Annotated in this window: 28 protein-coding genes and 1 pseudogene; 20 read left to right on the top strand and 9 right to left on the bottom strand. The window is 72.8% G+C overall.

Annotation, left to right across the window (positions count from 1 at the left end):
• A pseudogene (locus HNP84_RS48600) lies at positions 1–331 on the bottom strand (transglycosylase domain-containing protein); the annotation flags it as partial.
• Between the two features lie 99 nt (positions 332–430).
• Here HNP84_RS48600 and HNP84_RS48595 point away from each other — a divergent pair.
• Genes HNP84_RS48595 through HNP84_RS48580 form a run of 4 tightly spaced genes read left to right on the top strand, consistent with a single transcriptional unit; the run spans position 431 to position 2,851 of the window.
• Positions 431–940, top strand: a complete 510-nt coding sequence (locus tag HNP84_RS48595) for an NUDIX hydrolase (protein WP_185056937.1) — start codon at positions 431–433, stop codon at positions 938–940.
• A 30-nt stretch (positions 941–970) separates the two neighbouring features.
• Positions 971–1,873: a glycosyltransferase family 2 protein gene (locus HNP84_RS48590; protein WP_185056936.1), complete on the top strand. Its 903-nt coding sequence runs from the start codon at positions 971–973 to the stop codon at positions 1,871–1,873.
• Positions 1,874–1,902: 29 nt separating this feature from the next.
• Positions 1,903–2,202: a HesB/IscA family protein gene (locus HNP84_RS48585; protein WP_185056935.1), complete on the top strand. Its 300-nt coding sequence runs from the start codon at positions 1,903–1,905 to the stop codon at positions 2,200–2,202.
• On the top strand, positions 2,192–2,851 hold the full coding sequence (locus HNP84_RS48580; RefSeq protein WP_185056934.1) for a hypothetical protein: 660 nt from the start codon (positions 2,192–2,194) through the stop codon (positions 2,849–2,851). Before HNP84_RS48585 ends, HNP84_RS48580 begins: the two co-directional genes overlap by 11 nt.
• A gap of 16 nt (positions 2,852–2,867) precedes the next feature.
• Here HNP84_RS48580 and HNP84_RS48575 read toward each other — a convergent pair whose 3' ends face one another.
• Entirely contained in the window at positions 2,868–3,209 is a 342-nt protein-coding gene (locus HNP84_RS48575; protein ID WP_185056933.1) for a hypothetical protein, read from the bottom strand.
• A 114-nt stretch (positions 3,210–3,323) separates the two neighbouring features.
• Between HNP84_RS48575 and HNP84_RS48570 the strand changes: the two genes are divergently transcribed.
• The 5 genes from HNP84_RS48570 (at position 3,324) to HNP84_RS48550 (ending at position 6,873) form a co-directional block, all read left to right on the top strand.
• Positions 3,324–3,794, top strand: a complete 471-nt coding sequence (locus tag HNP84_RS48570; RefSeq protein ID WP_312927345.1) for a MarR family winged helix-turn-helix transcriptional regulator — start codon at positions 3,324–3,326, stop codon at positions 3,792–3,794.
• Complete coding sequence (locus HNP84_RS48565) at positions 3,791–4,549, top strand: ABC transporter ATP-binding protein (protein ID WP_185056932.1); 759 nt, start codon at positions 3,791–3,793, stop codon at positions 4,547–4,549. Before HNP84_RS48570 ends, HNP84_RS48565 begins: the two co-directional genes overlap by 4 nt.
• Entirely contained in the window at positions 4,546–5,361 is an 816-nt protein-coding gene (locus tag HNP84_RS48560) for an ABC transporter permease (RefSeq protein ID WP_185056931.1), read from the top strand. Before HNP84_RS48565 ends, HNP84_RS48560 begins: the two co-directional genes overlap by 4 nt.
• Positions 5,362–5,446: 85 nt before the next feature.
• Complete coding sequence (locus HNP84_RS48555; protein WP_185056930.1) at positions 5,447–6,547, top strand: M4 family metallopeptidase; 1,101 nt, start codon at positions 5,447–5,449, stop codon at positions 6,545–6,547.
• 17 nt (positions 6,548–6,564) lie between these two features.
• Positions 6,565–6,873 (top strand): protealysin inhibitor emfourin, encoded by a 309-nt coding sequence (locus HNP84_RS48550; RefSeq protein ID WP_185056929.1) that lies wholly within the window; start codon positions 6,565–6,567, stop codon positions 6,871–6,873.
• Between the two features lie 18 nt (positions 6,874–6,891).
• Here HNP84_RS48550 and HNP84_RS48545 read toward each other — a convergent pair whose 3' ends face one another.
• Positions 6,892–7,953 (bottom strand): polysaccharide deacetylase family protein, encoded by a 1,062-nt coding sequence (locus HNP84_RS48545; protein WP_185056928.1) that lies wholly within the window; start codon positions 7,951–7,953, stop codon positions 6,892–6,894.
• 190 nt (positions 7,954–8,143) lie between these two features.
• Here HNP84_RS48545 and HNP84_RS48540 point away from each other — a divergent pair, with 190 nt between their 5' ends.
• A complete protein-coding gene (locus tag HNP84_RS48540) occupies positions 8,144–9,298 on the top strand; it encodes a DUF418 domain-containing protein (protein WP_185056927.1) in 1,155 nt (384 codons plus the stop codon).
• Here HNP84_RS48540 and HNP84_RS48535 read toward each other — a convergent pair whose 3' ends face one another.
• Positions 9,299–10,207 carry an NADP-dependent oxidoreductase gene (locus HNP84_RS48535; protein ID WP_185056926.1) on the bottom strand — a complete coding sequence of 303 codons (909 nt, stop codon included), beginning with the start codon at positions 10,205–10,207 and terminating at the stop codon, positions 9,299–9,301.
• Positions 10,208–10,503: 296 nt separating this feature from the next.
• Here HNP84_RS48535 and tuf point away from each other — a divergent pair, with 296 nt between their 5' ends.
• Positions 10,504–11,676 carry an elongation factor Tu gene (gene tuf / locus HNP84_RS48530; RefSeq protein WP_185056925.1) on the top strand — a complete coding sequence of 391 codons (1,173 nt, stop codon included), beginning with the start codon at positions 10,504–10,506 and terminating at the stop codon, positions 11,674–11,676.
• Positions 11,677–11,754: 78 nt separating this feature from the next.
• Here the strand turns inward: tuf and HNP84_RS48525 are convergent, their stop codons facing one another.
• Complete coding sequence (locus tag HNP84_RS48525) at positions 11,755–12,867, bottom strand: glycerophosphodiester phosphodiesterase (protein WP_185056924.1); 1,113 nt, start codon at positions 12,865–12,867, stop codon at positions 11,755–11,757.
• A gap of 120 nt (positions 12,868–12,987) precedes the next feature.
• Complete coding sequence (locus HNP84_RS48520; RefSeq protein ID WP_185056923.1) at positions 12,988–15,081, bottom strand: SpoIIE family protein phosphatase; 2,094 nt, start codon at positions 15,079–15,081, stop codon at positions 12,988–12,990.
• Positions 15,082–15,215: 134 nt separating this feature from the next.
• Between HNP84_RS48520 and HNP84_RS48515 the strand changes: the two genes are divergently transcribed.
• From HNP84_RS48515 to HNP84_RS48500, 4 genes are all read left to right on the top strand, one after another.
• The gene (locus HNP84_RS48515; RefSeq protein ID WP_185056922.1) at positions 15,216–16,031 is read left to right on the top strand and encodes a GNAT family N-acetyltransferase; all 816 of its coding nucleotides are present in this window, start codon (positions 15,216–15,218) and stop codon (positions 16,029–16,031) included.
• A 153-nt stretch (positions 16,032–16,184) separates the two neighbouring features.
• A complete protein-coding gene (locus HNP84_RS48510) occupies positions 16,185–16,436 on the top strand; it encodes a hypothetical protein (RefSeq protein ID WP_185056921.1) in 252 nt (83 codons plus the stop codon).
• A gap of 149 nt (positions 16,437–16,585) precedes the next feature.
• Positions 16,586–17,515, top strand: coding sequence for an alpha/beta hydrolase (locus tag HNP84_RS48505; RefSeq protein ID WP_185056920.1), 930 nt, complete (start codon positions 16,586–16,588; stop codon positions 17,513–17,515).
• 3 nt (positions 17,516–17,518) lie between these two features.
• Positions 17,519–19,117 carry a flavin-containing monooxygenase gene (locus HNP84_RS48500; protein WP_185056919.1) on the top strand — a complete coding sequence of 533 codons (1,599 nt, stop codon included), beginning with the start codon at positions 17,519–17,521 and terminating at the stop codon, positions 19,115–19,117.
• A 20-nt stretch (positions 19,118–19,137) separates the two neighbouring features.
• Here the strand turns inward: HNP84_RS48500 and HNP84_RS48495 are convergent, their stop codons facing one another.
• Positions 19,138–19,896, bottom strand: a complete 759-nt coding sequence (locus HNP84_RS48495) for a hotdog fold domain-containing protein (RefSeq protein WP_246519577.1) — start codon at positions 19,894–19,896, stop codon at positions 19,138–19,140.
• A gap of 936 nt (positions 19,897–20,832) precedes the next feature.
• On the opposite strand from HNP84_RS48495, the gene HNP84_RS48490 reads away from it, so the two are divergent.
• Positions 20,833–22,203: a family 43 glycosylhydrolase gene (locus HNP84_RS48490; protein ID WP_185056917.1), complete on the top strand. Its 1,371-nt coding sequence runs from the start codon at positions 20,833–20,835 to the stop codon at positions 22,201–22,203.
• An 80-nt stretch (positions 22,204–22,283) separates the two neighbouring features.
• The gene (locus HNP84_RS48485) at positions 22,284–23,042 is read left to right on the top strand and encodes an SDR family NAD(P)-dependent oxidoreductase (protein WP_221337689.1); all 759 of its coding nucleotides are present in this window, start codon (positions 22,284–22,286) and stop codon (positions 23,040–23,042) included.
• Between the two features lie 145 nt (positions 23,043–23,187).
• Here HNP84_RS48485 and HNP84_RS48480 read toward each other — a convergent pair whose 3' ends face one another.
• The gene (locus tag HNP84_RS48480; RefSeq protein ID WP_221337688.1) at positions 23,188–23,655 is read right to left on the bottom strand and encodes a hypothetical protein; all 468 of its coding nucleotides are present in this window, start codon (positions 23,653–23,655) and stop codon (positions 23,188–23,190) included.
• 106 nt (positions 23,656–23,761) lie between these two features.
• Here HNP84_RS48480 and HNP84_RS48475 point away from each other — a divergent pair, with 106 nt between their 5' ends.
• Entirely contained in the window at positions 23,762–24,640 is an 879-nt protein-coding gene (locus tag HNP84_RS48475; protein WP_185056915.1) for an LLM class flavin-dependent oxidoreductase, read from the top strand.
• 137 nt (positions 24,641–24,777) lie between these two features.
• Here HNP84_RS48475 and HNP84_RS48470 read toward each other — a convergent pair whose 3' ends face one another.
• Positions 24,778–25,002, bottom strand: a complete 225-nt coding sequence (locus HNP84_RS48470; protein WP_185056914.1) for a nucleotidyltransferase domain-containing protein — start codon at positions 25,000–25,002, stop codon at positions 24,778–24,780.
• An 88-nt stretch (positions 25,003–25,090) separates the two neighbouring features.
• Here HNP84_RS48470 and HNP84_RS48465 point away from each other — a divergent pair, with 88 nt between their 5' ends.
• A complete protein-coding gene (locus HNP84_RS48465) occupies positions 25,091–25,603 on the top strand; it encodes a VOC family protein (protein WP_185056913.1) in 513 nt (170 codons plus the stop codon).
• Positions 25,604–25,690: 87 nt separating this feature from the next.
• Positions 25,691–26,317, top strand: a complete 627-nt coding sequence (locus HNP84_RS48460) for a TetR/AcrR family transcriptional regulator (protein ID WP_185056912.1) — start codon at positions 25,691–25,693, stop codon at positions 26,315–26,317.
• The last annotated feature ends 32 nt before the right edge of the window (positions 26,318–26,349 follow it).

Raw genomic sequence — 26,349 nt, 5'->3', positions numbered from 1 at the left:
CGTAGAACCGGAAGTCCTCGATCGAGATGATCGCCGTCTTCATCACATCGGCGATCTGATCCAGCTTGACGGCCTCGCGGTACTCCTCGTAGAACTGCGCGATCTCCTCGCCGTCGGCGTCCAGAACCCGCGACACCTCCGGCGGCGGCGGCTCCTTCAGCTCCGTGGGTTTGAGGTTCAGCTCGTCGGTGGCCGTAATGACCCCGAAGCCCACTCCGCCGACCGCCGGCAGCGCGATGCCCGCGACGAGTACGCCCGCCGCGGCCCCGATGCCCGCGAGGCGCAAGATCTTCGACCCCAGCCCGGACTGATCCTCTCCCCGTTCTTGCATAAAACCCAGATTATGGGGTTTTCACGGTTCCCTATGCCAGAAAGGACACACGGCCAGGGAACCGTAATCAATTCCTCAGCCACGGTTATGCTCGGCGGCATGCCGAGAGCGACCGTCCGCCCCTCCGCCCGTGTCCTGCTCGTGGACGGCCGGGACCGCCTCCTGCTCTACCGCGGGCTCGGGGTGGGCGCCGGCTCGGGGGCCGCCTGGTTCACGCCCGGCGGCGGGGTCGAGCGCGGGGAGGCCGTCGCCGAGGCCGCGGTGCGGGAGCTGCGCGAGGAGACCGGGCTCGCGGTCGCGCCCGCCGAGCTGGGACCGGTGGTGGCCACCAGCGAGGGCCACTGGCGCAGCCGCCGGGGCAGGCTGTACTACTCCGTGGACTCCTTCTTCTTCGTCCGGGTGCCGGAGTGGGAGGTGGACGAGTCCGGCTGGCAGGAGTACGAGCGGAAGATGATCACCGCGGTCCGGTGGTGGTCGCTGCCCGAGCTGGCCGAGACCTCCGAGCAGGTGATCCCGTGGGAGCTGGTCCCGCTGATGCGGCGGCTGCTCGCGGGCGACATACCCGGCACGCCGGTGGTCCTGCCCTGGCATCACGCCGACCCGGTGTGACTCCGCCGCCGAACCGGGTAGCGAGCCCGCATGGACCCGGGATTGTGGTGCAGCGGCGCGCGGGTGACGGTGGTGGTGGCGACCAGGAACCGGTGGCCGGACCTGGAGCGGTCGCTGCCACGGCACGAGGGGCCCGTGATCCTGGTGGACAACGGCTCCACGGACGGCACGCCGGCGCGCGTGCGCGAGCGGTTCCCGCAGGTCGAGGTGGTCGCGCTGGGCCGCAACCTGGGGGCCACGGCGCGCAACGAGGGGGTGCGGCTGGCCCGCACGCCGTACGTGGCCTTCGCCGATGACGACTCCTGGTGGGCGCCGGGCGCGCTGGAGCGCGCCGCCGGGCTGTTCGACGCCCACCCGCGCCTCGGCCTGCTGGCCGGGCGGGTGCTGACCGGGCCGGACGAGCGGCCCGACCCGATCTGCGCCGCGCTGGCCGCGGCCCCGCTCGGCACCGCGCCCGACCTGCCGGGCCCGAGCGTGCTGGGCTTCCTGGCCTGCGGCGCCGTCGTACGCCGCGACGCCTACCTCGGCGCGGGCGGCTTCGACGAGGTCGTGTTCTTCTTCGGCGAGGAGGAGCGCCTGGCGGCCGATCTCGCCGCGGCGGGCTGGGGGCTGGCGTACGCGCCGCATGTCGTCGCGCACCACCATCCCTCGCCCGCCTCGCGGGACCACGGCGGGCGGCGGGCCCTCGCCGCGCGCAACGCCGTGCTGACCGCGGTGCTGCGCCGCCGGTGGCGCGTGGTGGCGCGGCGGGCGCTGGCGGCTGCGCGCGGCGGCGGGCCGGAGTGGCGCGGGCTGTGGCAGGCGGTACGCCGGCTGCCCCGGGCGGTGGCGCGCAGGCGGGCGCTCCCGGCGGCCGTGGAGGCGGCCTTCACCAGGCTGGAGGGCGCGACGGCGGCGTTTGAAGCCGTCCGCGCCGGTAACGGGGCGAAGTGAGCCGTTACCAGACGCCGAGGAGGCTCACCGTGCTGCTGCTCACGGACAAGGCCGTCGAGGCCATACGGGACCTGATGGTCGGAGAGGATCTCCCTCGCGAGGCGGGGCTGCGCATCGCCGCGAAACCGGGCGACCAGACGGCGCTTGAGCTGTCGCTGGCGAGCACGCCCGACCCGGGCGACCAGGTGATCGAGAAGGAGGACGTGCGGGTGTTCGTGGAGCCCCGGGCCGCGGCGCTGCTCGATGACCGCATGCTGGACGCGGAGGTCTCGCCGAGCGGGCGCAACCCGTCCTTCCACGTGGTCAGGCAGCAGGGACATGGCGCGTAAGGACGAGGCGCTGGTCGAGACGCTGCTCGACCGCTACGGCGGCAAGACGTACGCCGAGGCCGCCGGCATCCGCCTGGCCGACCGGCCGCAGCCGCTGTACCAACTGCTCGTGCTGGCCACGCTGCTGAGCGCGCGCATCTCCGCCGACATCGCGGTGGCGGCGGCCAGGGAGCTGTTCGCCGCCGGTTACCGCTCGCCGGGGGCGATGCTGAAGGCGAGCTGGCAGGACCGCGTGGACGCGCTGGGCCGGGGCCACTACCGCCGCTACGACGAGCGCACCGCCACCATGCTCGGCGACGGGGCGAAGCTGCTGCTGGACCGGTGGCGCGGCGACCTGCGCAGGCTGCGCGACGAGGCGGGCGGCGACCGGGGGCGGCTGGAGGAGCTGCTGATGGAGTTCCCGGGGATCGGGCCCGCGGGCGCGGCCATCTTCCTCCGCGAGGCGCAGGCGGTCTGGCCGCAGGTGGCGCCGTACCTGGATGACCGGGTGCTGGACGGCGCGCGCCGCGTGGGCCTGCCCGACCGCCCCGGTACGCTGGCCGGCCTCGCGGGCTCGGAGCAGCGGCTGGCCCGGCTGTCGGCGGCGCTGATCCGGATGGGGCGCGGCAAGAAGGCGGCGGACGCGGTGAAGTCCGCCGCCCGCCGCTGACCCCCCGTGACGCCGGTCAGGCGTCTTCGCGGTCGGGGTTCTCCAGCCGGAAGAAGTTGCTGTCCTTGCCGCTCTTGAGGTGCTCCTGGTAGATGAAGCGCAGGTTGCGCTGGTCGAAGGTGGTGAACCACTCCTCCCAGGAGATGTGCTTGAGGTCCTGGCCCCCGTAGCCCGGGAAGTCGAAGCGCAGCACGCCCGGCCGTCCCTCGTGCTCGGTGCCCGGCACGGTGGCGGGCTGGGCGTCGCGCGACTCGGCCCACTGCTTGATCACGTCATGGTTCCTGGTGACCAGCGTCTCGCCGGGCCGGTCCTCGTGCTCGGAGGTCGAGTTGATCTCGTGGACCTGGCTCTTGGCCATCGCGTTTCTCCCTTCGTCATCCCTTCCGTCTTCGCCTGCCCACCGCATCCCGCCGATAACTACTTAGACGCCTAAAGACTTGATGGCTGAAGAACAGACGGCTAATGTTCCCGCGTGAGATTCGATCCGAAGGTCTACTACGGCGACGAGGGCCCGATCGAGGAGTGGCCCATCCCCCGCCTGTTCGGCCTGGCCGTGCGCATGGCCACGCTGACCGTCGCGGGCCGCACCGAGGAGACCGGCATGAGCACGGCCGCGTTCATGCTGCTGTCCGTCCTGGAACAGCGCGACGGCGCCAAGGTGAGCGAGGTCGCCGAGTCGCTGATGGTCACCGCGGCCACGGCCACGTCCGTGGCCGACACTCTTGAGCGCGCCGGCCTGGTGGAGCGCCGCCGCGACGACCGCGACCGGCGGGTGGTGCGGCTGCACCTCACCGGCGCGGGCCGGGACCGGCTGGCGGAGACCAAGCTCGCCCGCCGCGACCGCTGGCGGGCCCTGTTCGGCGAGGTCCCGCCCGAGGACGAGCCCGCCGTGCGCCGCTTCCTGCTCGGCGCCATCCACAAGCTGAAGGAGGCGGCCGAATGAGCGCGGCCATCAGGACCGTCGGCCTGCGCAAGACCTACCGCTCGGCCCGGGGCGAGGTGGAGGCGGTGCGCGGGCTCGACCTGGAGGTGGCGCCGGGCGGGTTCTTCGGCCTGCTCGGGCCCAACGGCGCCGGAAAATCCACCACCATCGGGATGCTCACCACGCTGGTCCGTCCCACCGGCGGCCGGGCCTGGGTGGCGGGGGCCGAGGTGAGCCGCGACCCCATCGGGGTCAAGCGGCGCATCGGCGCGGCCACGCAGCGCAGCACGCTGGACCAGGCGCTGGACGTCACCGAGAACCTGGAGTTCCGGGGGCGGTTCTTCGGCATGTCCGGGCGCGACGCCCGCAGCCGCGCCCGGGAGCTGATCGAGCTGTTCGGCCTGGGCGACCGGCGTACGGCGATGCCCCGCGAGCTGTCCGGCGGCCAGGCACGGCGGGTCATGATCGGGCGGGCGCTGATGCACCGGCCCGAGGTGCTGTTCCTGGACGAGCCGACCGCCGCGCTCGACCCGCAGACGCGGGTCGCCCTGTGGGAGATCCTGCGCGCCCTGCACGCCGACGGCCAGACCATCCTGCTGACCACCCACTACCTGGAGGAGGCCGAGGCCCTGTGCGGGCGGATCGCCATCGTGGACCACGGCCGGCTGCTCGCGGAGGGGACGGTGGCGGAGCTGAAGGCGTCGGTGCCGGCGGACGAGCCGCCCAGCCTGGAGGCCGTCTTCCTGACGCTGACCGGAAGGGGGCGCCGAGAATGACGCGCGTCGGCGTGGCGCACACGTTCCTGGCCATGATGGCGCGCGATTTGCGGGTCATGCGGCGCGGCTTCGTCTCCACGTTCCTGCGGGTGTTCATCCAGCCCGCGCTGATCGTGTTCACCTTCGCCTACGTCATGCCGAAGATCGGCACCGCCCCGGCCGTGGCCGGCGCCGCGGGGCCGGCGGCGACGTTCTCCACCGTGCTCGTGCCCGGGATCATCGGCATGTCGATGCTCACCCAGGGCCTGATGGCGGTGACGTTCCCGCTGCTGCGCGAGCTGGGCTGGGAACGCTCGATCGAGGACCGGGTGCTCGCGCCGGCCCCGGTGTGGCTGCTCGGGCTGCAGAAGATCGCGGCGGGCGCGGTGCAGGGCCTGATCGCCGGGCTGCTGGTCTTCCCCGTGGTGACGCTGCTGCACGCCGAGGGGCAGGGCCCGGCCATCGCCTGGGAGCGCTGGCCGCTGTTCCTGGCGATCATGGTCTGCGGGGCGCTGCTCGCGGCGTCGCTGGGCCTGTGGCTGGGCACGGTGATCGACGCGGCGCAGGTGCAGGCGATGATCGCGGTGGTGCTGCTGCCGATCACCATGCTGGGCTGCCTGTACTACCCGTGGGCGGCGCTGTCGGAGGTGCGCTGGGTGCAGGTCGCGGTGCTGGCCAACCCGCTGGTGTACCTGAACGAGGCACTGCGGGCCACGATCACGCCCGGCATCCCGCACATGCCGGTCTGGGCGTTCCTCGGCGTGCTGCTGCTCGGCACCGCCGCGTTGGCCTGGCTGGGCACGCGGTCCTTCACCCGGCGAGTGCTCGCCTGAGCCTCCCACCTGCCGGCATTACCGAGAAATGACCGAATGGGGCGAGAAGATAGGCACCGGCGGAAGTACCGGTAATGCTGGGCGCATGGCGACTTTACCCATCAGCCCCATGTGCTGCTTCATCGCACCCCCCGACCTGCTCGACGCGGTCTTGGAGAGCGGGAACGAGGACGAGCAGGCCGCCGCCCGGCGTACGCGCCAGGCGGCCGAGACCGCCCGCGCGCAGCGGGTGTCCGTCACCGGCGCGCTGCGCCAGCTCGCCCTGACCATCGCCGACGTCGCCCCCGCGCCCGGCAGGGTGCGCACGGTGTACGACGCCGGCAACCGCGGCTACTACGCCCTTCCGGGGCGCCGGGTGCGCGGGGAGGGCGACCCGGCGGTTCCGGACGAGGCGGTCAACGACGCCTACGACGGCTCGGGCCTGACCTACGACTTCTACCGGGAGGTGTTCGGCCGCGACAGCATCGACGGCCGCGGCCTGGAGATCGTCTCCTCGGTGCACTACGAGCGCGACCACGACAACGCGGCCTGGACCGGGTTCCAGATGATCTACGGCGACGGCTCCGGCAGGGTGTTCCGCAAGGGCGCCCTGACCAAGGCGATCGACGTCATCGGGCACGAGCTGACGCACGGCGTCACCCAGTTCACCGCCCAGCTCGTCTACAGCAAGCAGTCGGGGGCGCTGAACGAGTCGTTCTCCGACGTGTTCGGCTCGCTGGTGAAGCAGTACAGCCGGGGCCAGAGCGCCGAGGAGGCCGACTGGCTGATCGGCGAGGGCATCCTGGGCACCGCGCTCCAGGGGGTCGCGCTGCGTTCGATGAAGGCCCCGGGCACCGCGTGGACGACCGCCGCCGGCGGCGGGGACCGCCAGCCCGCGCACATGCGCGACTACGTGGACCTGCCCGACGACGGCGACCCGGCCAACGACAACGGCGGCGTGCACATCAACTCGGGCATCCCCAACCACGCCTTCTACCTGGCCGCGACGGCGATGGGCGGCAACGCCTGGGAGCGGGCCGGGCGGATCTGGTACGTGACGCTGACCGAGCGGCTGCGGGCCAGGTCGGACTTCAGGGAGGCCGCCGAGGCCACGGTCGCGGTCGCGGGCGAGCTGTTCGGCGCCGACGGCACGGAGCACAAGTGCGTGCGCGACGCCTGGCGGCAGGTCGGGGTCCTCGACGGCTGACGGCCTAGGATGAAGTCATGAAGGTGTCGGTCGTACGCGGCGGCGGCTTCGCCGGCCTCGTCACGACCACCACGGCCGACACGGCGTCACTCGATCCGGGTGACGCCGAGGCGCTGCGCGCCAAGGTCGGCCGGGTGGACCTCACCGCCCCGCCCCCCGCCGAGCGGGGAGCGGGCCCGGCCGACGTGCCCGCGTACAAGGTGACGGTCGAGGACGACGGCCGGGTGCAGGAGCTCCGGGTGAGCGAGAGCGGGCTGACCCCCGCCCTGCGCGACCTGATCTCCTACGTCGGCTCGGTGCCGGGCCACGAGGAGCGCGTCGAGTAGCCGGAGCGTCCTGGCGGCTCAGTACGGCAGGGCGTACTTGGCGTACGCGCGCGCCGCGAACGGCGACTTGAACTTCGGGTACGCCACGGTGGTCACATCGCCGTCGGAGGTGTACCGCTTGTCCGGGTTCTGCTTCAGCCAGTCCAGCCACGCGACCGAGCAGAACCGGACGCAGTCGCCCTTCTTCTCGAACGAGCGGATGCGCGGGATGCCCAGCGGGTCGAAGTCCTTGGCGAACGGGCTCGGGGCCGGGGTGTAGCCGGCCAGCATGACGCCGCCGTAGTCGTAGCTCACCCCGCCGCTCGACCCGCGCCTGGCCCAGGACTTGGTGGAGGGCTGGTTGCCGTACGGCACCGCGATGGTGGCGGGCGGGGTCCTGATCACGTCGATGATCAGCCTGTGCCCGGCGACGATTTCCTTGAACACCTCGTTCTTGGGCCTGCCCCGCAGGTTGATGTGGTTGTGGGTGTGGTTGCCGATGTCGAAGCCCTTGTCCTGCAGCCACATCAGGTACTCGGCCCGCTCCTCGGGGGTGTGCCTGCCGAACATGTCGCGCGTGACGTACATGGTGGCGACCGGCCGGAACCCGGGGTGGCGCTTGGCGACGTCGATCAGGATGCCGAGCGCGGTGTTCGGCATCGCGTTGCCCTCGCCGTCCAGGGCGAGCTGGGCGGGCGAGGAGTCGTCGAAGGTGAGCACCACCGGGTGCTTGCCCGCCGGGACGTCGATCCGGCCCGTGACGTACTCGCGGGCGGTGATCGGCACGTACCCCTCCCTGGCCAGCCGTTCCAGCTCCGCGCGGAACTGCTGGTAGGTCAGGTCGTCCGGCGCCTCCACCTTCTCCACCACCCGGTGGTACATCAGCACCGGGATCTGGCCCAGCTCGTTGGCCTTCACCCTGGCCGCCGCGGCGACCTTGGCCTGCTGTGCCGCCGCCTTCTCCGCCGCCAGCGCCTGGGCCTTCACCCCAGGCGCCACCTTCTGCTTCGCGGCGTCATCGTCGTCCCAGGGCATGCAGCCGGCCAGTGCCAGCAGGCCGATCCCCGCGATCCCGATGCGCCAAGCGTCGTCGCGCCCCATGAGTCCCCCCGCTCCGGCCGCTCGATACAGTCTGCTTCTACCCGTCTGACCTGCGGCTCGATACCCGATCGAGGGCAAAGGACTACTCTAGGAACGCGCCGTGTCACGTACTGTCGCGCGACTTTGGTCGTAGTGCCCACCGCCCCTGGACCGATGTCCCGGCGCCCGCCCGGCCCCTACCGTCGGGGCCATGACGCAGACGGTGGCTCCCGTATCGAGGCGCGTCCACGAGATCGACGCGGTGCGCGGTTTCGCGCTGGGCGGCATCCTGGTCGCCAACATCGGCCTGTTCGCCGACCCGGGGTACTCGGCGGGCGGCGGCGTCCTGCCGATCACCGCGGGCCCGGTGGCGCTGGTGATCAACACACTGGTGCTCACCAAGTTCTACGTGATCTTCTCGTTCCTGTTCGGCTACTCCTTCACGCTGCAGATGCGCTCGTGGGGCGAGGCGGTCAGGCCGCGCATGCTCCGCCGCTGCCTGGGCCTGTTCGTCCTGGGGGTGGCGCAGGGGTTCCTGATCTGGGTCGGCGACATCCTCACCCTGTACGCCGCGCTGGGCCTGATCCTGCTGGCGGTGCGCCGCATCCGGCCCCGTACCGCGGTCAAGGCGGGCTGCTGGATCATCGGCGTCTGGTCGGCCCTGTGGCTGGCGCTGGCCGGGCTCACCCTGCTCGACCCCGGCTCCGGCGCCGTCCCGCCCCTGGACACCGCCGCCGCGGCGCGGGCGGAGGCGCTGTTCACCGGCGGCCCGCTGGACGTCCTGCGGTTCCAGGCGGAGACCTATCCGACGATCGCGATGTTCGTGTGGGCCTTCCAGGGGCCGATGGCGATGGCGATGTTCCTGTTCGGCCTGGCGGCCGGCAAGTCGCGGCTGCTGGAGGAGCCGGAGCGGTGGGCCCGGCTCGCGCCGCGCGTCCTGTGGCTCGGCTACGGCGTGGGCCTGCCCGCCGCGGTGTTCTTCACCTGGTCCACGCTGACGGGAGGCTCGGCCCAGCTACTGGGGATGGCGCTGAACAACCTCACCTCGCCGCTGCTGTCGGCCGCGTACGTGGTGACGCTGCTGATGGTGGTCCGGCGGGCGCCCGCGGTGGCCCGTGCGCTGGCGCCCGCCGGACGTGCCTCGGCGTCCAACTACATCGGCCAGTCGGTGCTGGCCTGCCTGATCTTCAGCGGGTACGGCCTGGCGCTGGCGGGCGAGCTGGCGCCGATCGCGGTGATGGGCGTGGTCGCCGTGATGTACGCGACCCTGCTGGCGCTGAGCGCCTGGTGGCTGCGGCGGCACCGTCAGGGCCCGGTGGAGTGGGCCCTGCGGCGCTTCACCCTGCTCGGGGCGTCGCCGCGCTGATCAGACCGTGATCACGATCTTGCCCCGGCCGTGGCCGCGCTCCATGTCGCGGTGGGCGTCGGCGGCGCGGTCGAGCGGGTACGCCGCGCGGAGCAGGAAGCGCAGCTCGCCGGCGGCGTACAGGCGGGCGTACTCGGCGAGCCTGGCGGCGCTGCGCTCGCCGGTGACGATTCGGATGCCCAGCTCGGGGGCCTTGGCGTGCTCGACGATCGTGACGATCCGGTCGCGGTCCTTGACCAGTTCCAGCGTGGCGTCCAGGGCCGCGCCGCCCGCCCCGTCGAGCGCGGCGTCCACACCGCCGGGGGCCAGCGCGCGTACCCGCTCCACCACGCCCCCGTCCTCGTACGCCACCGGCGTCGCGCCGAGCGAGCGCAGGTACTCGTGGTTGTCCTCGCGGGCCACCCCGATCACCCTGGCGCCCCGCCTGCGCGCGATCTGCACCGCCATGCCGCCCACCGATCCGGCCGCGCCCTGGATCAGCACGGTGTCGCCCTCGCCGACGCGCATCCCGTCCAGCGCCAGGTGGGCGGTCTGCACGCCCGCGGTCAGCCCGCCCGCGACCTCCCACGGCACGCCCTCCGGCTTGGGGGTGACCTGGTCCTCGGGCACCACGACGTACTCGGCGTAGCAGCCGAGCCGGGTGAAGCCGAGCACCTCGTCCCCCGGCGCGACCCCGGTCACGCCCTCGCCCACCTCGTCCACGATCCCGGCGAACTCGTTGCCCGGGATGCGCGGGAACGGCGGCAGGCCCGGGAAGTCCCAGCCCGACCTGATCGCGGTGTCGTAGGGCTGCACGCCCGCGGCCTTGACCCGCACGCGCACCTGGCCGGCGCCCGCACGCGGCGTCTCGACCTCCATCACCCGCAGCACCTCCGGCGGCCCGAACTCGGTGAACGCCGCTGCCCTCATCGTCTTTCCCCTTTCGCCGGACTCCAGCCTGCAACCTCAACCGCGGTTGAGGTCAAACCGGAAAACCCGTTGCGGGGACGGGAGCGTCTGCCCCACCATGATGGCCATGTTCCGGCACGCCCTGATCGCCGCGCCCGCCACCGCGGGCGCCGTCCGGCGTGCCCCGATGCCCGCGGCAGCGCCGCTCGACGGCGCGGAGCGCTGACCCTTTCCCGGTCGTCCCTGGTGACCCCGCGGGAAAGGGTCGCCGGTTCGCGCGGGGTCGCCGAGCAGAGGGCATCGATCAGGGAAGGAACATGGGCAAGCAGGCCTACGTGCGGTCCAAGCCGCACCTCAACATCGGCACGATGGGGCACGTCGACCACGGCAAGACCACGCTGACCGCGGCCATCACCAAGGTGCTCAGCGAGCGCGGCGGCGCGAAGTACGTGCCGTTCGCGCGGATCGACCGGGCGCCGGAGGAGGCCGCGCGGGGCATCACCATCAACATCGCGCACGTCGAGTACGAGACGGCCGGGCGGCACTACGCCCACGTGGACATGCCGGGCCACGCCGACTACGTGAAGAACATGATCACGGGGGCGGCGCAGCTCGACGGGGCGATCCTGGTGGTCTCCGCGCAGGACGGGATCATGCCGCAGACGCGCGAGCACGTGCTGCTCGCGCGCCGGGTCGGCGTGGAGCACGTCGTCGTCGCGCTGAACAAGGCCGACGGGGCCGACCCCGAGCTGACCGACCTGGTGGAGCTGGAGCTGCGCGAGCTGCTGGCCGAGCACGGGTACCAGGACGTCGCCATGGTCCGGGTCTCCGGGCTGCGCGCGCTGGAGGGCGACCCGGAGTGGGTCGCCTCGATCGAGGCGCTGCTCCAGGCCGTGGACGACAACATCCCCGTCCCGGAGCGCTACCTGGACGCGCCGTTCCTGATGCCGGTGGAGAACGTGCTCACCGTCACCGGGCGCGGCACGGTCGTCACCGGGGCCATCGAGCGCGGCACGATCCGGGTCGGCGAGACGGTCGAGGTCGTCGGGCACGGCGAGGGCTTCACCGCCGTCGTCACCGGCGTCGAGACCTTCGGCAAGACGATGGAGCGGGGCGAGGCTGGCGACAACGCGGCGCTGCTGCTGCGCGGCGTGCGCCGGGAGCAGGTGCGGCGCGGCCAGGTGCTCGCCGCCCCGGGCACCGCGAGCGCGCACCGGCGCATCGCCGCCCGGATCTACCTGCTCACCGCGGCCGAGGGCGGCCGGAGCACGGCCGTGACGACCGGCTACCGGCCCCAGTTCTACCTGCGCACGACCGACGTGCCGGGCCGGGTGGACCTCGGCGACGCCGCGCTCGCCCTGCCGGGCGAGACCGTCGAGGCCACGGTGGAGCTGGGCCGGCCGGTCGCGGTCGAGACCGGGCTCACCTTCGCCGTGCGCGAGGGCGGCCTGACGGTGGGCGCCGGCACGGTGACCGCCGTCCTGGAGTAGAGGCCGTCCTGGAGTAGCAGAGATGGGCCGGCGCGCCGTGGCGGCGCGCCGGCCCATCTTCTGGTGTACGGACCCCCGCTAGCGCAGCGGCCCGCGGCCGGCGAGGACGGCGCGGGCCATGCCCGGGTCGTCGGAGAAGACGCCGTCGATGCCGAGGTCGTACAGCTTGCCGAGCCAGCCCATCACGTCGCCGTACGCCTGCGCGTACACGGGGCTGGCCGGGTCGCCGCGCCGGAAGTCCACCGGGAGCTGGGAGTTCTCGCCGCGCACGGTCCAGGTGTGCACCAGCAGGCCCCGCCGGTGCGCGTCGCCGACCAGGGTGGTGGGCGCGAGCAGGCGGCCGTCGGGACCGACCGGCACCAGGCGGGAGGTGGCCGCGCCGATGCCGTCGGCGTACGACGCGATGTCCTTCAGCCCGGCCGGGGTGACCATCTGGTCGTAGGTCAGCGGGTCGCCCGCGGCCACCCGGTCGTACGGCGCGCCGCTCCCGTTGATGAGCTGGACGAGCCGCAGCTTGGTCTTGCGGCGCAGGTCGCGCAGGTTGGCCGTCTCGAAGGACTGGATGAACACCGGGTCGCGCCCGCTCCGCCAGCCGTGCGCGGCCAGGCGGTCGAGCAGCGGCTCCTCCATCGACAGCCCGATGGAGTCGAAGTAGGTGGGGTGCTTGGTCTCGGGGTAGATGCCCACGCCGTGCCGCTGGGCCAGTTCGATGACCTCGTCGAAGGTCGGGATCTGGACCTGCCCGTCGAACGCGGTGTTGCGCGGGCGCAGGTCGGGCACCCGCTCCTCGGCCCGCAGCGTACGCAGCTCGGCCAGCGTGAAGTCCTCGGTGAACCACCCGGTCACGGCCACGCCGTCGATCGTCTTGGTGGTGCGCCGGGAGGCGAACTCGGGGTGCTTCTCCACGTCGGTGGTGCCGGAGATCTCGTTCTCGTGACGCGCCACGAGGACGCCGTCCTTGGTGGAGACCAGGTCGGGCTCGATGTAGTCGGCGCCCATCGCGATGGCCGCCTCGTAGGCGAGCAGCGTGTGCTCGGGCCGGTACGCGCTCGCGCCCCGGTGGGCGATCACGATCGGGTCGTCGCGGCGGCCGTCGGCGGTGGCGTTGTCGGGTTGCAGCAGCACGACAGCGACCGTACCGCCCGCGGCGACGGCCAGCGCGGCGGCCAGGATTCTGCGGATCACGCTCATGCGCGGGACCCTAGGAGCGGTACGCGTCGGCGGCGTGACGCCGAGGTGCCCGGCCGACGACGCCCAGCCGACCGCCCGGGGGACCTATCGCAGTGCCTGCTCCAGCGCCTGCTCCAGGGGCTACTCCAGCGCCGAGTCCAGGGTGGGCTCCCCCGAATCGCCGACCCGCAGCGCGATCATGGCGATGTCGTCCTTGCCGTTGCTGGCGAGCTGGGCGAGCAGTTCGTCGCAGAAGGTGTCCAGCGGCTCGCGGGCCAGCTCCCCCGCCAGCCGGCGCAGCCGCTCCAGGCCCTCGTCCAGGTGCTCGCCGGGCAGTTCGACCAGGCCGTCGGTGTAGAGCAGCACGGTGCTGTCGGGGGGCAGCGGCTCGATCGCGCTCGTCCGCGGCACGTCGGCGAGCACGCCGAGCAGCAGGTTGCGCGCGCCGTCCAGGAAGCGGGCCCCGCCCTCGGAGGTGACCAGCAGCGGCGGCGGGTGGCCCGCCACCGAGTAGTGGAACTGCCAGCCCCGGTCCTCGCGCCCCTCGATCCGGGCCAGGATGCACGTCGCGGTGTCCTCCACGCACAGGGCCTCCATGGCGATGTTCAGGCGGCGCAGGATGTCGCCCGGCGGCTCCTGGCGGTCCACCGCGAGCCCGCGCAGCATGTTGCGCAACTGGCTCATGGTGACCGCGGCGGGCAGGTCGTGGCCCACCACGTCGCCGATGGTGAGCACGGGTGCGCCGTCGCGCAGCACGAACGAGTCGTACCAGTCGCCGCCGACCTCGGCCGCCGCCGGGCTGGGCCGGTAGCGGGCCGCGATCCGCAGGCCGGGCACCGCGGGCGCCTCGGCCAGCAGGCTGCGCTGCAGGGCCAGCGCCACCCGCTGCGTGCGGCGGAACTCGATCGCGTGCGCCAGCGGGACGTCCGCGTGCTCCAGCATCCGCGCCATCAGCGCCACGTCGGACGCGCTGATCGGCGCGCGGTCGCCGGTCACCAGCGCGGACAGCACCGCGGCGACGGTGCCATCGACGATCAGCGGCAGCAGCACCACGCTGTTCACCCTGGACTCGATCATCCACCTCTCGGTGCTCCCCGAGACCATGCCGAGGGTGGGCTCCCCCGGGGGAAAGGTGTGGTGCACCGGACGGCGGCGGCGGATGGCCTGGGCGAAGACGCTGTGCGGGGCGAAGCGCACCTGGCGGTGCGCCGCCAGCACCGGCATCCCCTCCCGGGTGGCCGCGGCGACGCGGTCCACGACGTACGGGGTCTCCTCGTCGAGCTCGGGCGCCTCGGGCAGGTCGGGCAGCAGGTAGACGGCGCAGGCGTCGGCGAGCTCGGGCACGATCACGTGACACAGCGCGGCCAGCATGTCCTCAAGGCGGCCGACGCCGGTGGTCGCCGCGGCGGCCCGGTCGAGCAGGGCCTGCCGCCTGGCCTCCTGCACCTGGCGCTCCACGTCGGTGCAGGTGCCGACCCACTCGATCACGACCTCGCCCTCGCGCACCGGCACCGCCCGCACCCGGAAGTGCCGGTACGTGCCGTCGGCCGTGCGCAGCCGGTGGGTGTGCTCCCACAGCGAGGCCGGGCCCGCGACCGCGCGCTTCCACGAGGCCATGGCCTCCTCGCGGTCGTCGGGATGCACGGCCTCCAGCCAGCCGTCGCCGCGGAACTCCTCCCAGGTCTGCCCGGTCACCTTCTCCCAGCTGTCGCTGGCCTCGATGATCCCGCCGTGCGGGTCGGTGACCCAGACGATCTGCGCGCCGACGCGGACCAGGCTCTCGAAGCGCTGGAGGGCCCGGCGGCGTTCCTCCGACATCTCGTTGATCCGCTGCGTGGCGGTCACCTGCTCGGTGACCTCGACCCCCACGGTCAGCACGCCGCGGTCGTGCTCCGGGTCGGGGCCGAAGTCGACGGGCGACAGGCTGAAGGTGAAGATCCTCTTGTCGGGCAGAGACGGGAAGACGCCCACGAGGGGCGCCTCGGTGATCCGCACCGGTTTGCGGGTGGCGTACACCTTGTCGTACGTCCAGGAGAAGTTCGGGTACGAGGACAGCTCGTGGAACGCCCGCAGCAGCGGCTCGCCCAGGGGCCGCCTGCCGAAGATCGCGTCATGGACGGCGTTGGTGTAGACGAGCTTGTGGTCGGGTCCACGGGTGACGGACACGATGACCGGAGCCGGGTCGAACACCTCCAGCCCCAGCCCGCACGGTTGTTCCTCCCGGGCAACTCTCATCGTCGTCCAAACCCCCGCGTGCTCCCCCGTCAGGTTCCTATGCCCCTGCACGCCGGATATATGTGCTCACGCTACCCCTCGACCAGCGACAACGTCTCTGATGAAGTCCGGGGATTCTTGGCACACTTTTCCCCATGAAATGGACAATCACCGACCGGCTCGACGCGTTTCCCGAGCGCGCGGAGGACTTTCTGCGCCGTGATCCGGTGCTCTCCACGGTCCCGCTGACCGTGCTCGCCCGCGCCCGCGCCGGCGTGTGGCCGGAGGTGTTGCTGGCCTGGCTGGAGGACGGCGAGGAGATCCACGGCGTGGCCGTGCAGACGACGGCGTACCCGCTGCTGCTGGCCACCCCGTCCCCCGGCTCGGCCGCCGCCCTGGCCCAGGCCCTCGCCGGGCGCGAGATCCCCGGGGTCAACGGGCCGGTCGCCCAGGCCGAGGAGTTCGCCGCCGCCTGGCCCCGCCCCGAGCACGACCGCATGGCCATGCGCCTGTACGCCCTGGGCACCCTGACCCCGCCGTCCCCGCGGCCCGCCGGGACGGCGCGTCCGGCCGAACTGCGGGACCTGGACCTCTGCGTGGCCTGGTACCGGGCGTTCCTGGCCGAGGCGGAGCCCTCCAACACCGACCCCGACCCCACCGACCAGGTGCGCGCCCGGATCGTCGCCGGCGAGCTGGTCCTGTGGGAGGACGGCGGCGCGCCCGTGTCGCTGGCGTGCTACTCGACCCCCATCGTCGAGATGTCGCGGATCGGCCCGGTCTACACGCCCCCCGAGGCACGCCGCAAGGGCTACGGCGCCGCCGCCACGCACGCCGCCAGCGAGACGGCGCAGCGGGCCGGCGCCACGCGGCTGCTGCTGTTCACGGACCTGTCGAACCCGACGTCCAACTCCATCTACCAGGCCCTCGGCTACCGCCCGGTCATGGACTTCGCCGGCGTCCACTTCGGGTAGCCGACGACGCGTCCTTATCCCGGCTTTCGGTCTCGCTTACGAAGTTTTGCGGCCGTGACTGCTCCCATGGAGTGAGCCCCGGGCGGCGGGATGGTGTGCCCCGCGCCGCCCGGGGTCCTCAGCCGGAACATTCACCGACGGAAGGACGTACGTATGGTACCCAGGTGGAAGATCGCAGCGGGAGCGGCCACTCTGGCCGCCGGCGCGCTTCTCGCCACCGGCGGCGTCGCCCTGGCGGCCGGCGCCCCCACCCCCGCGGAGCCGACCACCCCGGCGCAGCCGTCCACTCCCCCGTCTCCGGAGAGCACGCCTCCGGAGAACCCGTCTCCGGAGAACACCTGGTCACCGGAGGACTGCCCGGAGAAGTCGGGCGCCGCGGAGGACACGACCCCCGCGGCCGTCTAGGGCCCGCGGACCCGCCGGCAGCGTGCCTTCCCCGATCGCGGGGAGGCACGCTGCGTGCTTTTCACAGAGAAAACCGGGAACGTGTGATTGCCACAAGACAGAACGCATTTTACCGTCGCAAGTGATATAGATCACAGCGAGGTGGTTCCATGGCCCTCGACGAGGCGACGACGGCGTTCCTGGCGCAGATGGCCGAGAGCGATGCCAAGCCGCTCCACGAGATGAGCCCGGAGGAGGCGCGCGGGCTGACCGCGATGCTCGCGGGCATGTACGGCCCCGGCCCGGAGATGGCGCGGGTCGAGGACCACGATCTGGGCAGGTTCCGGGTCAGGGTGCTGACGCCGGAGGGCGCGCCCCGGGCGGTGATCGTGTACTACCACGGCGGGGGCTGGGTCATCGGGAACATCGACGAGTACGACACGCTGGGCCGGATTCTCGCCCGGCGCACCGGCGCGGCCGTGGTCATGGCCGACTACCGCAAGGCGCCCGAGCACCGCTTCCCGGCGGCCGTGGAGGACTCCTGGACCGCGCTGCGCTGGGCCGGGGAGCGGGTCGAGGAGATCGCGGGGGCGCGGGTGCCGCTGATCGTGGCCGGCGACAGCGCCGGGGGCAACCTGTCGGCGGTCATGACCCTGCGGGCCCGCGACGCGGGCGGGCCGCGGATCGCGATGCAGGTGCTGGTCTACCCCGTCACCGACCACGACATGGACAACGGCTCGTACAAGGACCCGGCCAACCAGGTCATGCTGACCCGCGAGACCATGGCCTGGTTCTGGGACCACTACGCGCCCGACCCGGCCGACCGGGCGCGGCCCGACGCGTCGCCGCTGCGGGCGGGCGACCTGAGCGGGCTGCCGCCCGCGGTGGTGCTCACCGCCGAGCACGACGTGCTGCGCGACGAGGGCGAGGCGTACGCCGCCCGGCTGCGCGAGGCCGGGGTGAGCGTGGACCTGCGCCGGTTCCCCGGCCAGATGCACGGGTTCTTCAGCATGGTCGGCCTGCTGCCCGGCCACACCGAGGGGCTGGACCACGTCGTACGCGCGATACAGGCCCACCTGGACTCCCCCGAGGGGGTGTGAACGATGCGGCGGGAGTTCGACGCCATCGTGGTCGGAGCCGGGATCGCGGGGCTGTACATGCTGCACCGGCTGCGCGGCCTGGGCCTGAGCGCCAGGGTGTACGAGGCCGGCGACGGCGTCGGCGGCACCTGGTACTGGAACCGCTACCCCGGCGCCCGGTGCGATGTGGAGAGCCTGGACTACTCCTACTCCTTCTCCCCCGAGCTGGAGCAGGAGTGGCAGTGGACCGAGCGCTTCCCGGCGCAGCCGGAGATCCTGCGCTACCTGGAGCACGTGGCCGACCGGTTCGACCTGCGGCGCGACATCACGTTCGGGACCAAGGTGACGCGGGCGGCGTACGACGAGGCGGCGGGGCGGTGGGAGGTGCGCACCGCCACCGGCGAGGAGGCGTCGGCGCGGTTCCTGGTGATGGCGACCGGGTGCCTGTCGGTGTCGAAGCGGCCCGAGGTGCCGGGCCTGGAGCGGTTCCGCGGCGCCTGGTACCACACCGGGCACTGGCCGCACGAGGGCGTGGACTTCACCGGGCAGCGGGTCGGCGTGATCGGCACCGGCTCCTCGGGCATCCAGGCGATCCCGGTCATCGCCGAGCAGGCGGCCTCGCTGACGGTGTTCCAGCGCACGCCCAACTTCAGCCTCCCCGCCCACAACGGGCCGCTGGACCCCGAGACGCAGCGGGCGCGCAAGGCGAACTACCCGGAGTACCGGCGGCGGGCCCGGGAGTCGGGGTTCGGCATCCCGGTCGAGCCCGCCACCGCGTCGGCGCTGGAGACGGACGAGGAGGCACGGCGGCGGGCGTACGAGGAGCGGTGGCGGCGCGGCAGCCTCACCGCCATCCTCACGGCGTACACCGACCTGCTGGTGAACCGGGAGGCCAACGAGACGGCGGCGGAGTTCGTCCGGGGCAAGATCCGCGAGATCGTGCGCGATCCCGAGGTGGCCGAGACCCTCTCGCCACGCGACCACCCGTTCGGCACCAAGCGGCCGTGCCTCGACTCCGGCTACTACGCCACCTTCAACAGGGACACCGTCACGCTGGTGGACCTGCGCAAGACCCCGCTCGTGGAGATCACCGCCGACGGGGTCAGGACCACCGGACGCGAGTACGCCTTCGACAGCATCGTGTTCGCGACCGGGTTCGACGCGATGACCGGCGCGCTGACGGCGATCGACATCCGCGGCCGGGGCGGCGTCTCGCTGCGCGAGGAGTGGGCGCAGGGGCCGCGGACGTACCTGGGGCTGGGGGTGGCGGGCTTCCCCAACCTGTTCACCGTCACCGGGCCGGGCAGCCCGTCGGTGCTGAGCAACATGATGGTCTCGATCGAGCAGCACGTGGACTGGATCGCCGGCTGCCTGGCGTACCTGCGCGAGCGCGGGCTCACCGCGATCGAGCCGACCGCCGAGGCCCAGGACGCGTGGGTCCGGCACGTGCGCGAGGTGGGCGACCTGACGCTGTATCCCATGGCCGACTCGTGGTACATGGGGGCGAACGTGCCCGGCAAGCCGCGCGTCTTCATGCCGTACATCGGAGGAGTTTCGACCTACCGCCAGATATGCGATGACATAGCGGCGAAGGACTACACCGGGTTCACGCTCTCCGCATGACGCACCCGGTCCGCCGCGCCCTATTCCGCTGGGCCTGCGGGCACGCCGATCCAGGTCGCCCGCGCGGCGGCCACGAGCCGGCCGTCGGGGCGGTAGATCGCCGAGGACGAGTACAGCTTGCGGCCGTCGCGGCCCTCGCGCCGCGCCACGACGACGTACGTCTGACCGATGAACACCGTGCGGTGCACGCGCGCGGCCAGCCTGCCGAGCAGCGCGGCCCCGCCGTCGCCCTGCATGTGCGCCCAGCCGCCGACGCAGTCGAGCGCGCCCCACACGTGGGTCAGCGGCAGCGACTCCGACCAGTCGCCGAGCAGCGGGTGCGCGTACCAGGTGGCGGCCACCATCCCCGCGGCCTCGCCCGGCGCCGGGGCCGTCCCCAGGGCCTGCGCGGGCACCGGGCCGGGGTGGATGCGCAGGCCGTCGCCCGGCTCGCGCTCGCCGCAGGCGAAGCAGCCCGGGAACGGGTGCACCGCCGTGCCGGGGAAGTCGCGCTCGGCCTTCTCGGCCACGTCCAGCGGCACGAACGGGGGCGCCTCCGGCTCCGGGCCGCCGGGCCGCGCCTCCACCAGCACCGTGCCGTCCCGGCCGAGCACCACGCCGCCGTCGTCCGTACGCGTGACGCGCAGGCTCTCGCCCAGCGGCGTCGGCGCGCGTAACGTCACCTCCACGACCCCGTTCTGCGGCAGGTGACTGGCCAGCATGCCGGAGATCCAGCCGCCGTTGGCCATCCCCTCCGGGCCGCGGTACCGCTCCGGTACGACCAGCTCTCGCGCTTCCATCCCCATCGCTCCTCATCGACGCCTTCCAGGTGCGATGTCCACAGTGACGGGTCCGGCTTGCAACCGGCTGTCACCCGAAGGTCAGCCGAATGACAGGCCGTACGGGCCCTTCGCATGGGGCAGGGAGAGAGTGAACACGGTGCCGCCCGGCTACCGCGCCCCGGGCGCCCCGGCCGGGCCCCCGCCCCCGGCCGCGTACGGGAGTCGTCGCCGCGGGCGAAGCGGCCGAACACGTGCGGCAGGACGTGCGCGCGAGTCGAAGGTGATCGACTCGCCGGTGGCCGGCCGGTGACCCGCGAAGGCCGGCACACCAGCCAAGCGCCGGCCTCGCCGGCCATGGCCGGGCCGGCCCGGCCGTGCCGGCACACGGCCCAAGCCCAACCCTCCACCGCTTCGTGCACTCCCACCCAGGGGGTATCCGCGTTCGGAGGAGGGGGCGCGAAGGCGACGCACGCGCCGCCTCGCACCCCCCACCCCAGGAAGCGCCCGCGTTCGCACACTCCCACCCCAGGGGGGTGTGTGCGTTCGGAGGAGGCGGCGGGAGGGCAGCGGGTTGGCACGGGGTCCGGCGGGCGTCCCGTCCCACATCCCGGTGGATCCATCGGTGCCGGGACGCTCCCCAACCGCGCGGTGCGACGCGATGCGATGGGCCCGTTACGCGAACGTTACGGGCACGGCCGTGCCGTTTTCTCGCCCGCAACCGCTTGACCTGCGATTTCGCATTCCGGGGTCCATCCACAGGCCCGGCGGGGGATTTCTTCCGGGTTATTGACGAAATTTGCGCGACTTCGGCAGACTCTCCGCATGCGGCTACAGGGCGGCCCTTTCACTCGGCTTCGGCGAGGGCGCAAGGCGCTCGTCCTCGGCCTGTCACGCACGATCGGGACGCTCATCAGGGGCGCGCCCGGCAGGCGCCGATGTGGGAGGACGTGAGTGATGACTGGTTCCGACAACGGGGTGCACCTCGGCCGGCGGTCTCTGCTGGCAGGTGCCGCCGGGTTGCTGGGAGCGGCGGCACTGCCCGCGACCGCCGCGCGCGCCGCGTCCGCCGAAAGTCCCGCGCACGTGGCGCCGGCGGAGAGCGCGGCGAAGCGGCGATACCCGGCGAACTGGCCCGACCTGGAGCCCTACGGCCTCGCCGACACCCGGCCGGACCTGTGGCCTCGTGAGGACAACTCCTTCATCCTCCCGCTCGAACTGCGTCCCCGTGACGAAGGGCTCGGCCGGGTCTGGATGCGCGACACCTACGTCAACTGCTTCGTCGTCGACGGCCGTCCGATCTACGTCGCCACGGGCACCACCCGGGTCCCCGGGCTCGACACCGCCGCGCCCTGGAACGACGGCATCTTCGTGTGGGTGTCCCCGTCGCTGCGGGGGCCGTGGCGGCTGGCCGACACCACCGGCATCCGGCCCGGCGCCGAGAAGGGCAAGGTGTGGTCACCCGAGTTCGCCGGCGAGAACCGGCCCGGACGCACGGTCGTCGCTCCGTGGCAGGAGTACTGGTACGACGACCGGTTCGGCAAGCGGGGCCAGGCGTGGGCCCCGGAGGTGCACTACTTCCGCGGCAAGTGGTACATCGTCGCGTGCATGGGCGACCACTCCCGGAAGGTCGGCTCGTTCATGCTCGTGAGTGAGGGCGGGATCGAGGGCCCGTACCGGCTCGTCGAGGGCAACCTCGGCAAGCCCTTCGGCGACTCCTTCATCGGGGGGCCCAACTTCATCGCGCCCGGCGCCTACCACCACATCGACGGCAGCCTCTACACCGAGGGCGACGACGCGTGGCTGGTGCTGCACAACCACCTGTACGCGAAGTTCCGGGACGACATGGAGGACATCGTCCCGGCGACGAACCTCCCGAGGTTCCAGCAGATGCCCTATGCCCCCGAGCCGTACCTCGAAGGCGCGTACGTGTTCAAGCACGGCGGCAAGTACTTCCTCCTCCACGCCGCGTGGAACCGGTCATCGGCCAACCCCGACGGCAGCACCCGGTACGCCTACGACCCGGCCGGCCCCGGCCGGGTGCAGTACCAGTACGACGCGGTGGTCGCCGTCGCGGACAGTTTCGAGGGGCCGTATTCCAGGCGGTGGACCGCGGGTGTCGGCGCCGGCCACAACAACTTCTTCGTCGATCGCAGCGGCCAGGTGTGGGCGACGTTCTTCCGCAACCCCAACTTCGGCTACTGGTCCGACCCGTCGCGCATCGCCGACGCCGCCGTGCCCGGCGTCGTACGGGTGGAGTGGACCGGACCGGAGGACAATCGCCTGTACGTCCAGCGCCGGAACCACGGGCACGCGATCAAGGACTGACGCCCGGCCTCCGGCTCCGGTGAGATCACTGGTCTGATTCGCGCCGGTGCCGGGACGGGGGCCGCCGCGAGGATTGCCGCATGGACGACATCACGCTGGACATGCGGCTTGACGGCAAGGTGGCCCTGGTCACGGGCGGTTCCCGGGGGATCGGGGCGGCGGTCGCGGTGCGGCTGGCGCGGGAGGGGGCCGATGTGGCCGTCACCTACCAGCGGTCGCAGGAGCAGGCGGCCGAGGTGGTCGCGCGGATCAAGGAAGCAGGGCGGCGCGGGATGGCCGTGCGGGCCGACGCCGGGGACGGCGAGGCGGTGCGCACGGCCGTCCGCGAGGTCGCCGGGGAGTTCGGCCGGCTGGACATCCTGGTGAACAACGCCGGAGCCGGGGTGCTGGGGCCCGTCGAGGGCCTCACGCTCGACGACGTGGACCGGGTGCTCGCCGTCAACGTGCGCGGCGCCTTCGTCGCCGCGCAGGCGGCGCTCGCGTACATGGAGGACGGCGGGCGGATCGTCACGATCGGGAGCTGCCTGGCCGAGCGGGTGGCCTTCCCCGGCGCCACCCTGTACGCCACCAGCAAGAGCGCGCTCACCGGGCTGACCCGCGCCCTCGCCCGGGAGCTCGGCCCCCGGGGCATCACGGCGAACCTGATCAACCCGGGACCCATCGACACCGACATGAACCCGGCCGACGGGCCGGGGGCCGAGGCGCAGGCGGCGCTGACGGCGGTGGGCTCGTACGGGCGGGCCGCCGACATCGCGGCCACCGTCGCGCACCTGGCGGGCGAGTCGGGGCGGTACATCACCGGGGCGGCCATCGCGGTGGACGGCGGCACCAACGCCTGACGGCGCGGTGGCCCCCGGCGCCGCGCGCACCGGAGGCCACCGCATGATCATGGAGACGACGGAAGTGGTGGAAGTCCGCGTCCGTTTCCTGTTGTGATCTTCCGCCGATTCGGCAGGGGGATTCGAGGAAAGGGCATCACCTCGCTCAGCCGGGCGGGGCCGGCGTCATCGACACGCGGTGGTCGGAGAGATGGAGCTCTCCGCCGATCTTGGTTTTGAGCCTGTCGAGCACCTCGCGGGTGGCGAGGGCCGTCCACAGGTTCCCGACCAGGTGCGGGCTGTACTCGGGGGCGGTGTCCATCCAGTCGTCCTTGCCCTTCTGGGTGGCGAAGGTGGACAGGAAGAACTTGCCGATGGAGTTGTCGCAGTATCCGGTGCGCATTTCCGCCGAGTCCACCTGGATCTCGGGCTTGCAGTCGAGCTTGGCGGCGAGCTCTTCGACGGTGGGCGGCGGCCCCGTCTCGGCGGCGGCGACGTTGCCGGCCGCGGGCTGGGCGGGCTGCTCGCCCCCCGTGTTCCCCGCACTACACGCGACCGCGAAAACCATGGTGAGACCAAGGACGGCGGTCGCCTGGACGCGGCTGGCGACTCTGGACTCGCGCGTATATGTCAACACTTACAAGGTACGGCGCGGCGGTGCCGCCGGTTCAACGCCTTTCACTCCCGTCACTTGACCTCTAGCCCACTTGAGGTTGCATCCTCGGAGAAGAGGAGGGGTCGTGGAGATCGGGGTGATCCTGCCGGGCGTCGCGTCCGGCCTGGACGTGCGGGTCGCGGCGAGGCACGCGGAGCAGGCCGGGCTGGACGGCGTGTGGCTGGGCGACCACCTGGCCACGGGCGCGCCGACGCTCGACATCACGGTGGGCCTCGCCACCGCGGCGGCGGTCACCGAGCGGGTGACGATCGGGGCGAGCGTGTTCGTCCCCGCGATCCGCCCGGTGGCGTGGGCGGCCAAACAGGTGGCGAGCCTGCAGTACGTCTCGGGCGGGCGGCTGGTGCTCGGCGTCGGGTCCGGGGGCGGCGAGGAGCAGTGGGCGGCGGCGGGCGTGCCGTACAAGCAGCGCGGACGGCGTACGGACACCGCGCTGGAGCTGCTGCCCCGGCTGCTGGCGGGCGAGGCGGTGCGGCTGGCCGACGAGCCGGGCCGCCCCGTGGTGACCCTGGCCCCGGCCGTGCCGGTGCCGCCGATCTGGGTGGGCAACGCCTCCCCGCCCGCGATCCGGCGCGCGGCCCGCTTCGGCGACGGCTGGTTCCCCTCGCTGATCCCGCCCGGCGAGCTGGCGTCGGGCGCGGCCACGCTCGCCGAACTGGCCGACGGCTACGGCCGCCCGGCACCCGCCATCACCATCGGCGCCACGGGCGCTCTGGGCAAGGCCGCCCCGGGCCGTGAGGAGATCGCGGCGGCGATCGGCGGCTCATACGGCATGGCGCACGAGCGGGCCCTGACCCTCCCGATCACCGGCACCCCCCAGGAGGCGGCCGAACGGCTGGCGGCGTATCGGGAGGCGGGGGCCCGATGCGTGGTGCTCGGATTCGCGGGAGGCGACTGGCGCGAGCAGTGCGACCTACTGGCGGAGGTCCGCGCTCTGCTGCGCTGATCGCCGCGCGCCGAGTCCAGGCGCGGCAGGTCGGGGGGATCGTGGCCCCGCGGGGTCTCTCCCGGCCGCGCAACGGCCGAGATCATACTCGGGGGCGCCCAGCTCGGCCAGTACGGCGAACGCCTCGCGCTTGGCGATCAGGCCGCCGCCGCGCAGGGTGACGGCGGCGCGGGCGAGGGTGAGCAGGCCGGCTCGTCCGGTTCGGTCTCGGGGACGGCGATCAGGTCGAGGTCGCTGCGGCCGGGCCGGTAGTCGCCGAGGGCGAGCGATCCGTGCACCCACATGGCGGTCAGGGGTACGGCTTCGCGGGCCTCGCGGAGGAAGCGGTCCAGCAGTGGGGCCACGGTCTCGTGCACGGGCATGGCCCGATCGTGGGGGGCCGGGTGGGATCGGGGCGACTAGAACGGTATTCTAGGATTTGCTGCGATCCGAGCGAGAGGAGCCCCGCACGTGGAATCAGCTTCGGAGCTGGAGGCGATCGGCGCGGTCTTCGACCATACGGCCGTGGCGGCGCCGCGGATCAGGGATCTGCTGCCGATCTACCGGGACCTGCTCGGCGGGACGTACCTGGGCGGGGGCGACAACACGCGCAGCGGCTACCGCACGTTGCAGCTGGAGTATCCCGGGGGTAACAAGGTCGAGCTGATGGAGCCCCTGGCCGGATCGACCTTCTTCGACTCGTTCTTCGAGCTCACGCGGGGGCGGGGCGGGGTGCACCATCTGAACTTCCACGTGCCCGACATCGACGCCGCCGTGGCGGCGCTGCGGGCGCGCGGGTATCGGCTGCACGGGCTGAACCTGGGCGATCCGCGCTGGCGGGAGGTGTTCCTGCACCCCAAGGAGGCGCACGGGGTGCTGATCCAGCTCGCGCAGCGGGGCTACCCGCATCCCGATCCGGCGCCGTCGCTGGAGGACCTGCTGGCGGGGCACGGGCGGCGCGGCAACGGCGTACCGAGCCCGTAGCGCGAACCGCGTACGCTGATGCCGCCGAGGAAACATCCGGCCGAGAAAGCGACAGACACCCTGCCGAGAGCACCCGGAAGGACGCCCATGGCACGCAATCCCGGCGGCAGAAGCGGCTCCTGGGAGTGGAGCCGCACCGCCCAGACGCGCACCGGCATGCTCCGGGCCGCCCGCGAGGTGTTCGTCGAGCACGGGTTCGCCGAGGCGAGCGTGGCCGACGTGGTCGAGCGGGCCGGGTCGAGCGTCGGCAGCCTGTACCACCACTTCGGCGGCAAGACCGAGCTGTTCCTCACCCTGTGGGAGGAGCACCAGGTGGCGCAGGAGCAGGCGGCGGCGTCCTCGGTGGCCAAGGCCAAGCAGGAGGGCGTGACCTCGCCGGTCGAGCTGTTCATCGCCGGCGCCCGCGCGTTCCTGGAGGGGTCGTGGGAGCGGCGCGACCTGGTCCGGCTGTTCATGGACGGCGACGGCCCGCCCGGCTTCGAGCTGATGCGGCGCACCCGCGGGCGCGAGTGGGTGCGGCAGAACGCGGTCCTGCTCGGCATGGGGGACCAGCCGCTGGACCGGCTGACCGTCGCCGTGCTGACCACGGTGATCGGCGAGGCGGGCCGCGAGGTCGCCACGTGCGAGACCGAGGAGGAGGCGCGGGAGGTCATGGACGCCGCCATCGGCATCATCCGCCGCTTCGACCCGCTGCAGGGCGCCGAGGAGCGGTAACGCTCTTACCACTTGGGCGCTTGACACGCGGT

The organism is Thermocatellispora tengchongensis (genome assembly GCF_014202315.1).
Classification (GTDB): domain Bacteria; phylum Actinomycetota; class Actinomycetes; order Streptosporangiales; family Streptosporangiaceae; genus Thermocatellispora; species Thermocatellispora tengchongensis.
Note: the sequence above shows the minus strand (reverse complement) of the source record. Positions and strands in the feature narration are given on the sequence as shown.

What these genes read in the sequence shown, in the direction of transcription:
- HNP84_RS48595 (WP_185056937.1), top strand. Translation starts at nt 431, where the DNA reads ATGCCGAGAGCGACCGTCCGCCCCTCCGCCCGTGTCCTGCTCGTGGAC.
- HNP84_RS48520 (WP_185056923.1), bottom strand. Translation starts at nt 15,081, where the DNA reads ATGAGAGTTGCCCGGGAGGAACAACCGTGCGGGCTGGGGCTGGAGGTG.
- HNP84_RS48575 (WP_185056933.1), bottom strand. Translation starts at nt 3,209, where the DNA reads ATGGCCAAGAGCCAGGTCCACGAGATCAACTCGACCTCCGAGCACGAG.
- HNP84_RS48540 (WP_185056927.1), top strand. Translation starts at nt 8,144, where the DNA reads ATGACGCAGACGGTGGCTCCCGTATCGAGGCGCGTCCACGAGATCGAC.
- HNP84_RS48525 (WP_185056924.1), bottom strand. Translation starts at nt 12,867, where the DNA reads ATGAGCGTGATCCGCAGAATCCTGGCCGCCGCGCTGGCCGTCGCCGCG.
- HNP84_RS48515 (WP_185056922.1), top strand. Translation starts at nt 15,216, where the DNA reads ATGAAATGGACAATCACCGACCGGCTCGACGCGTTTCCCGAGCGCGCG.
- HNP84_RS48505 (WP_185056920.1), top strand. Translation starts at nt 16,586, where the DNA reads ATGGCCCTCGACGAGGCGACGACGGCGTTCCTGGCGCAGATGGCCGAG.
- HNP84_RS48500 (WP_185056919.1), top strand. Translation starts at nt 17,519, where the DNA reads ATGCGGCGGGAGTTCGACGCCATCGTGGTCGGAGCCGGGATCGCGGGG.
- HNP84_RS48495 (WP_246519577.1), bottom strand. Translation starts at nt 19,896, where the DNA reads ATGGAAGCGCGAGAGCTGGTCGTACCGGAGCGGTACCGCGGCCCGGAG.
- HNP84_RS48470 (WP_185056914.1), bottom strand. Translation starts at nt 25,002, where the DNA reads ATGCCCGTGCACGAGACCGTGGCCCCACTGCTGGACCGCTTCCTCCGC.
- HNP84_RS48590 (WP_185056936.1), top strand. Translation starts at nt 971, where the DNA reads ATGGACCCGGGATTGTGGTGCAGCGGCGCGCGGGTGACGGTGGTGGTG.
- HNP84_RS48535 (WP_185056926.1), bottom strand. Translation starts at nt 10,207, where the DNA reads ATGAGGGCAGCGGCGTTCACCGAGTTCGGGCCGCCGGAGGTGCTGCGG.
- HNP84_RS48565 (WP_185056932.1), top strand. Translation starts at nt 3,791, where the DNA reads ATGAGCGCGGCCATCAGGACCGTCGGCCTGCGCAAGACCTACCGCTCG.
- HNP84_RS48490 (WP_185056917.1), top strand. Translation starts at nt 20,833, where the DNA reads ATGACTGGTTCCGACAACGGGGTGCACCTCGGCCGGCGGTCTCTGCTG.
- HNP84_RS48510 (WP_185056921.1), top strand. Translation starts at nt 16,185, where the DNA reads ATGGTACCCAGGTGGAAGATCGCAGCGGGAGCGGCCACTCTGGCCGCC.
- HNP84_RS48555 (WP_185056930.1), top strand. Translation starts at nt 5,447, where the DNA reads ATGGCGACTTTACCCATCAGCCCCATGTGCTGCTTCATCGCACCCCCC.
- HNP84_RS48580 (WP_185056934.1), top strand. Translation starts at nt 2,192, where the DNA reads ATGGCGCGTAAGGACGAGGCGCTGGTCGAGACGCTGCTCGACCGCTAC.
- tuf (WP_185056925.1), top strand. Translation starts at nt 10,504, where the DNA reads ATGGGCAAGCAGGCCTACGTGCGGTCCAAGCCGCACCTCAACATCGGC.
- HNP84_RS48485 (WP_221337689.1), top strand. Translation starts at nt 22,284, where the DNA reads ATGGACGACATCACGCTGGACATGCGGCTTGACGGCAAGGTGGCCCTG.
- HNP84_RS48545 (WP_185056928.1), bottom strand. Translation starts at nt 7,953, where the DNA reads ATGGGGCGCGACGACGCTTGGCGCATCGGGATCGCGGGGATCGGCCTG.
- HNP84_RS48560 (WP_185056931.1), top strand. Translation starts at nt 4,546, where the DNA reads ATGACGCGCGTCGGCGTGGCGCACACGTTCCTGGCCATGATGGCGCGC.
- HNP84_RS48460 (WP_185056912.1), top strand. Translation starts at nt 25,691, where the DNA reads ATGGCACGCAATCCCGGCGGCAGAAGCGGCTCCTGGGAGTGGAGCCGC.
- HNP84_RS48550 (WP_185056929.1), top strand. Translation starts at nt 6,565, where the DNA reads ATGAAGGTGTCGGTCGTACGCGGCGGCGGCTTCGCCGGCCTCGTCACG.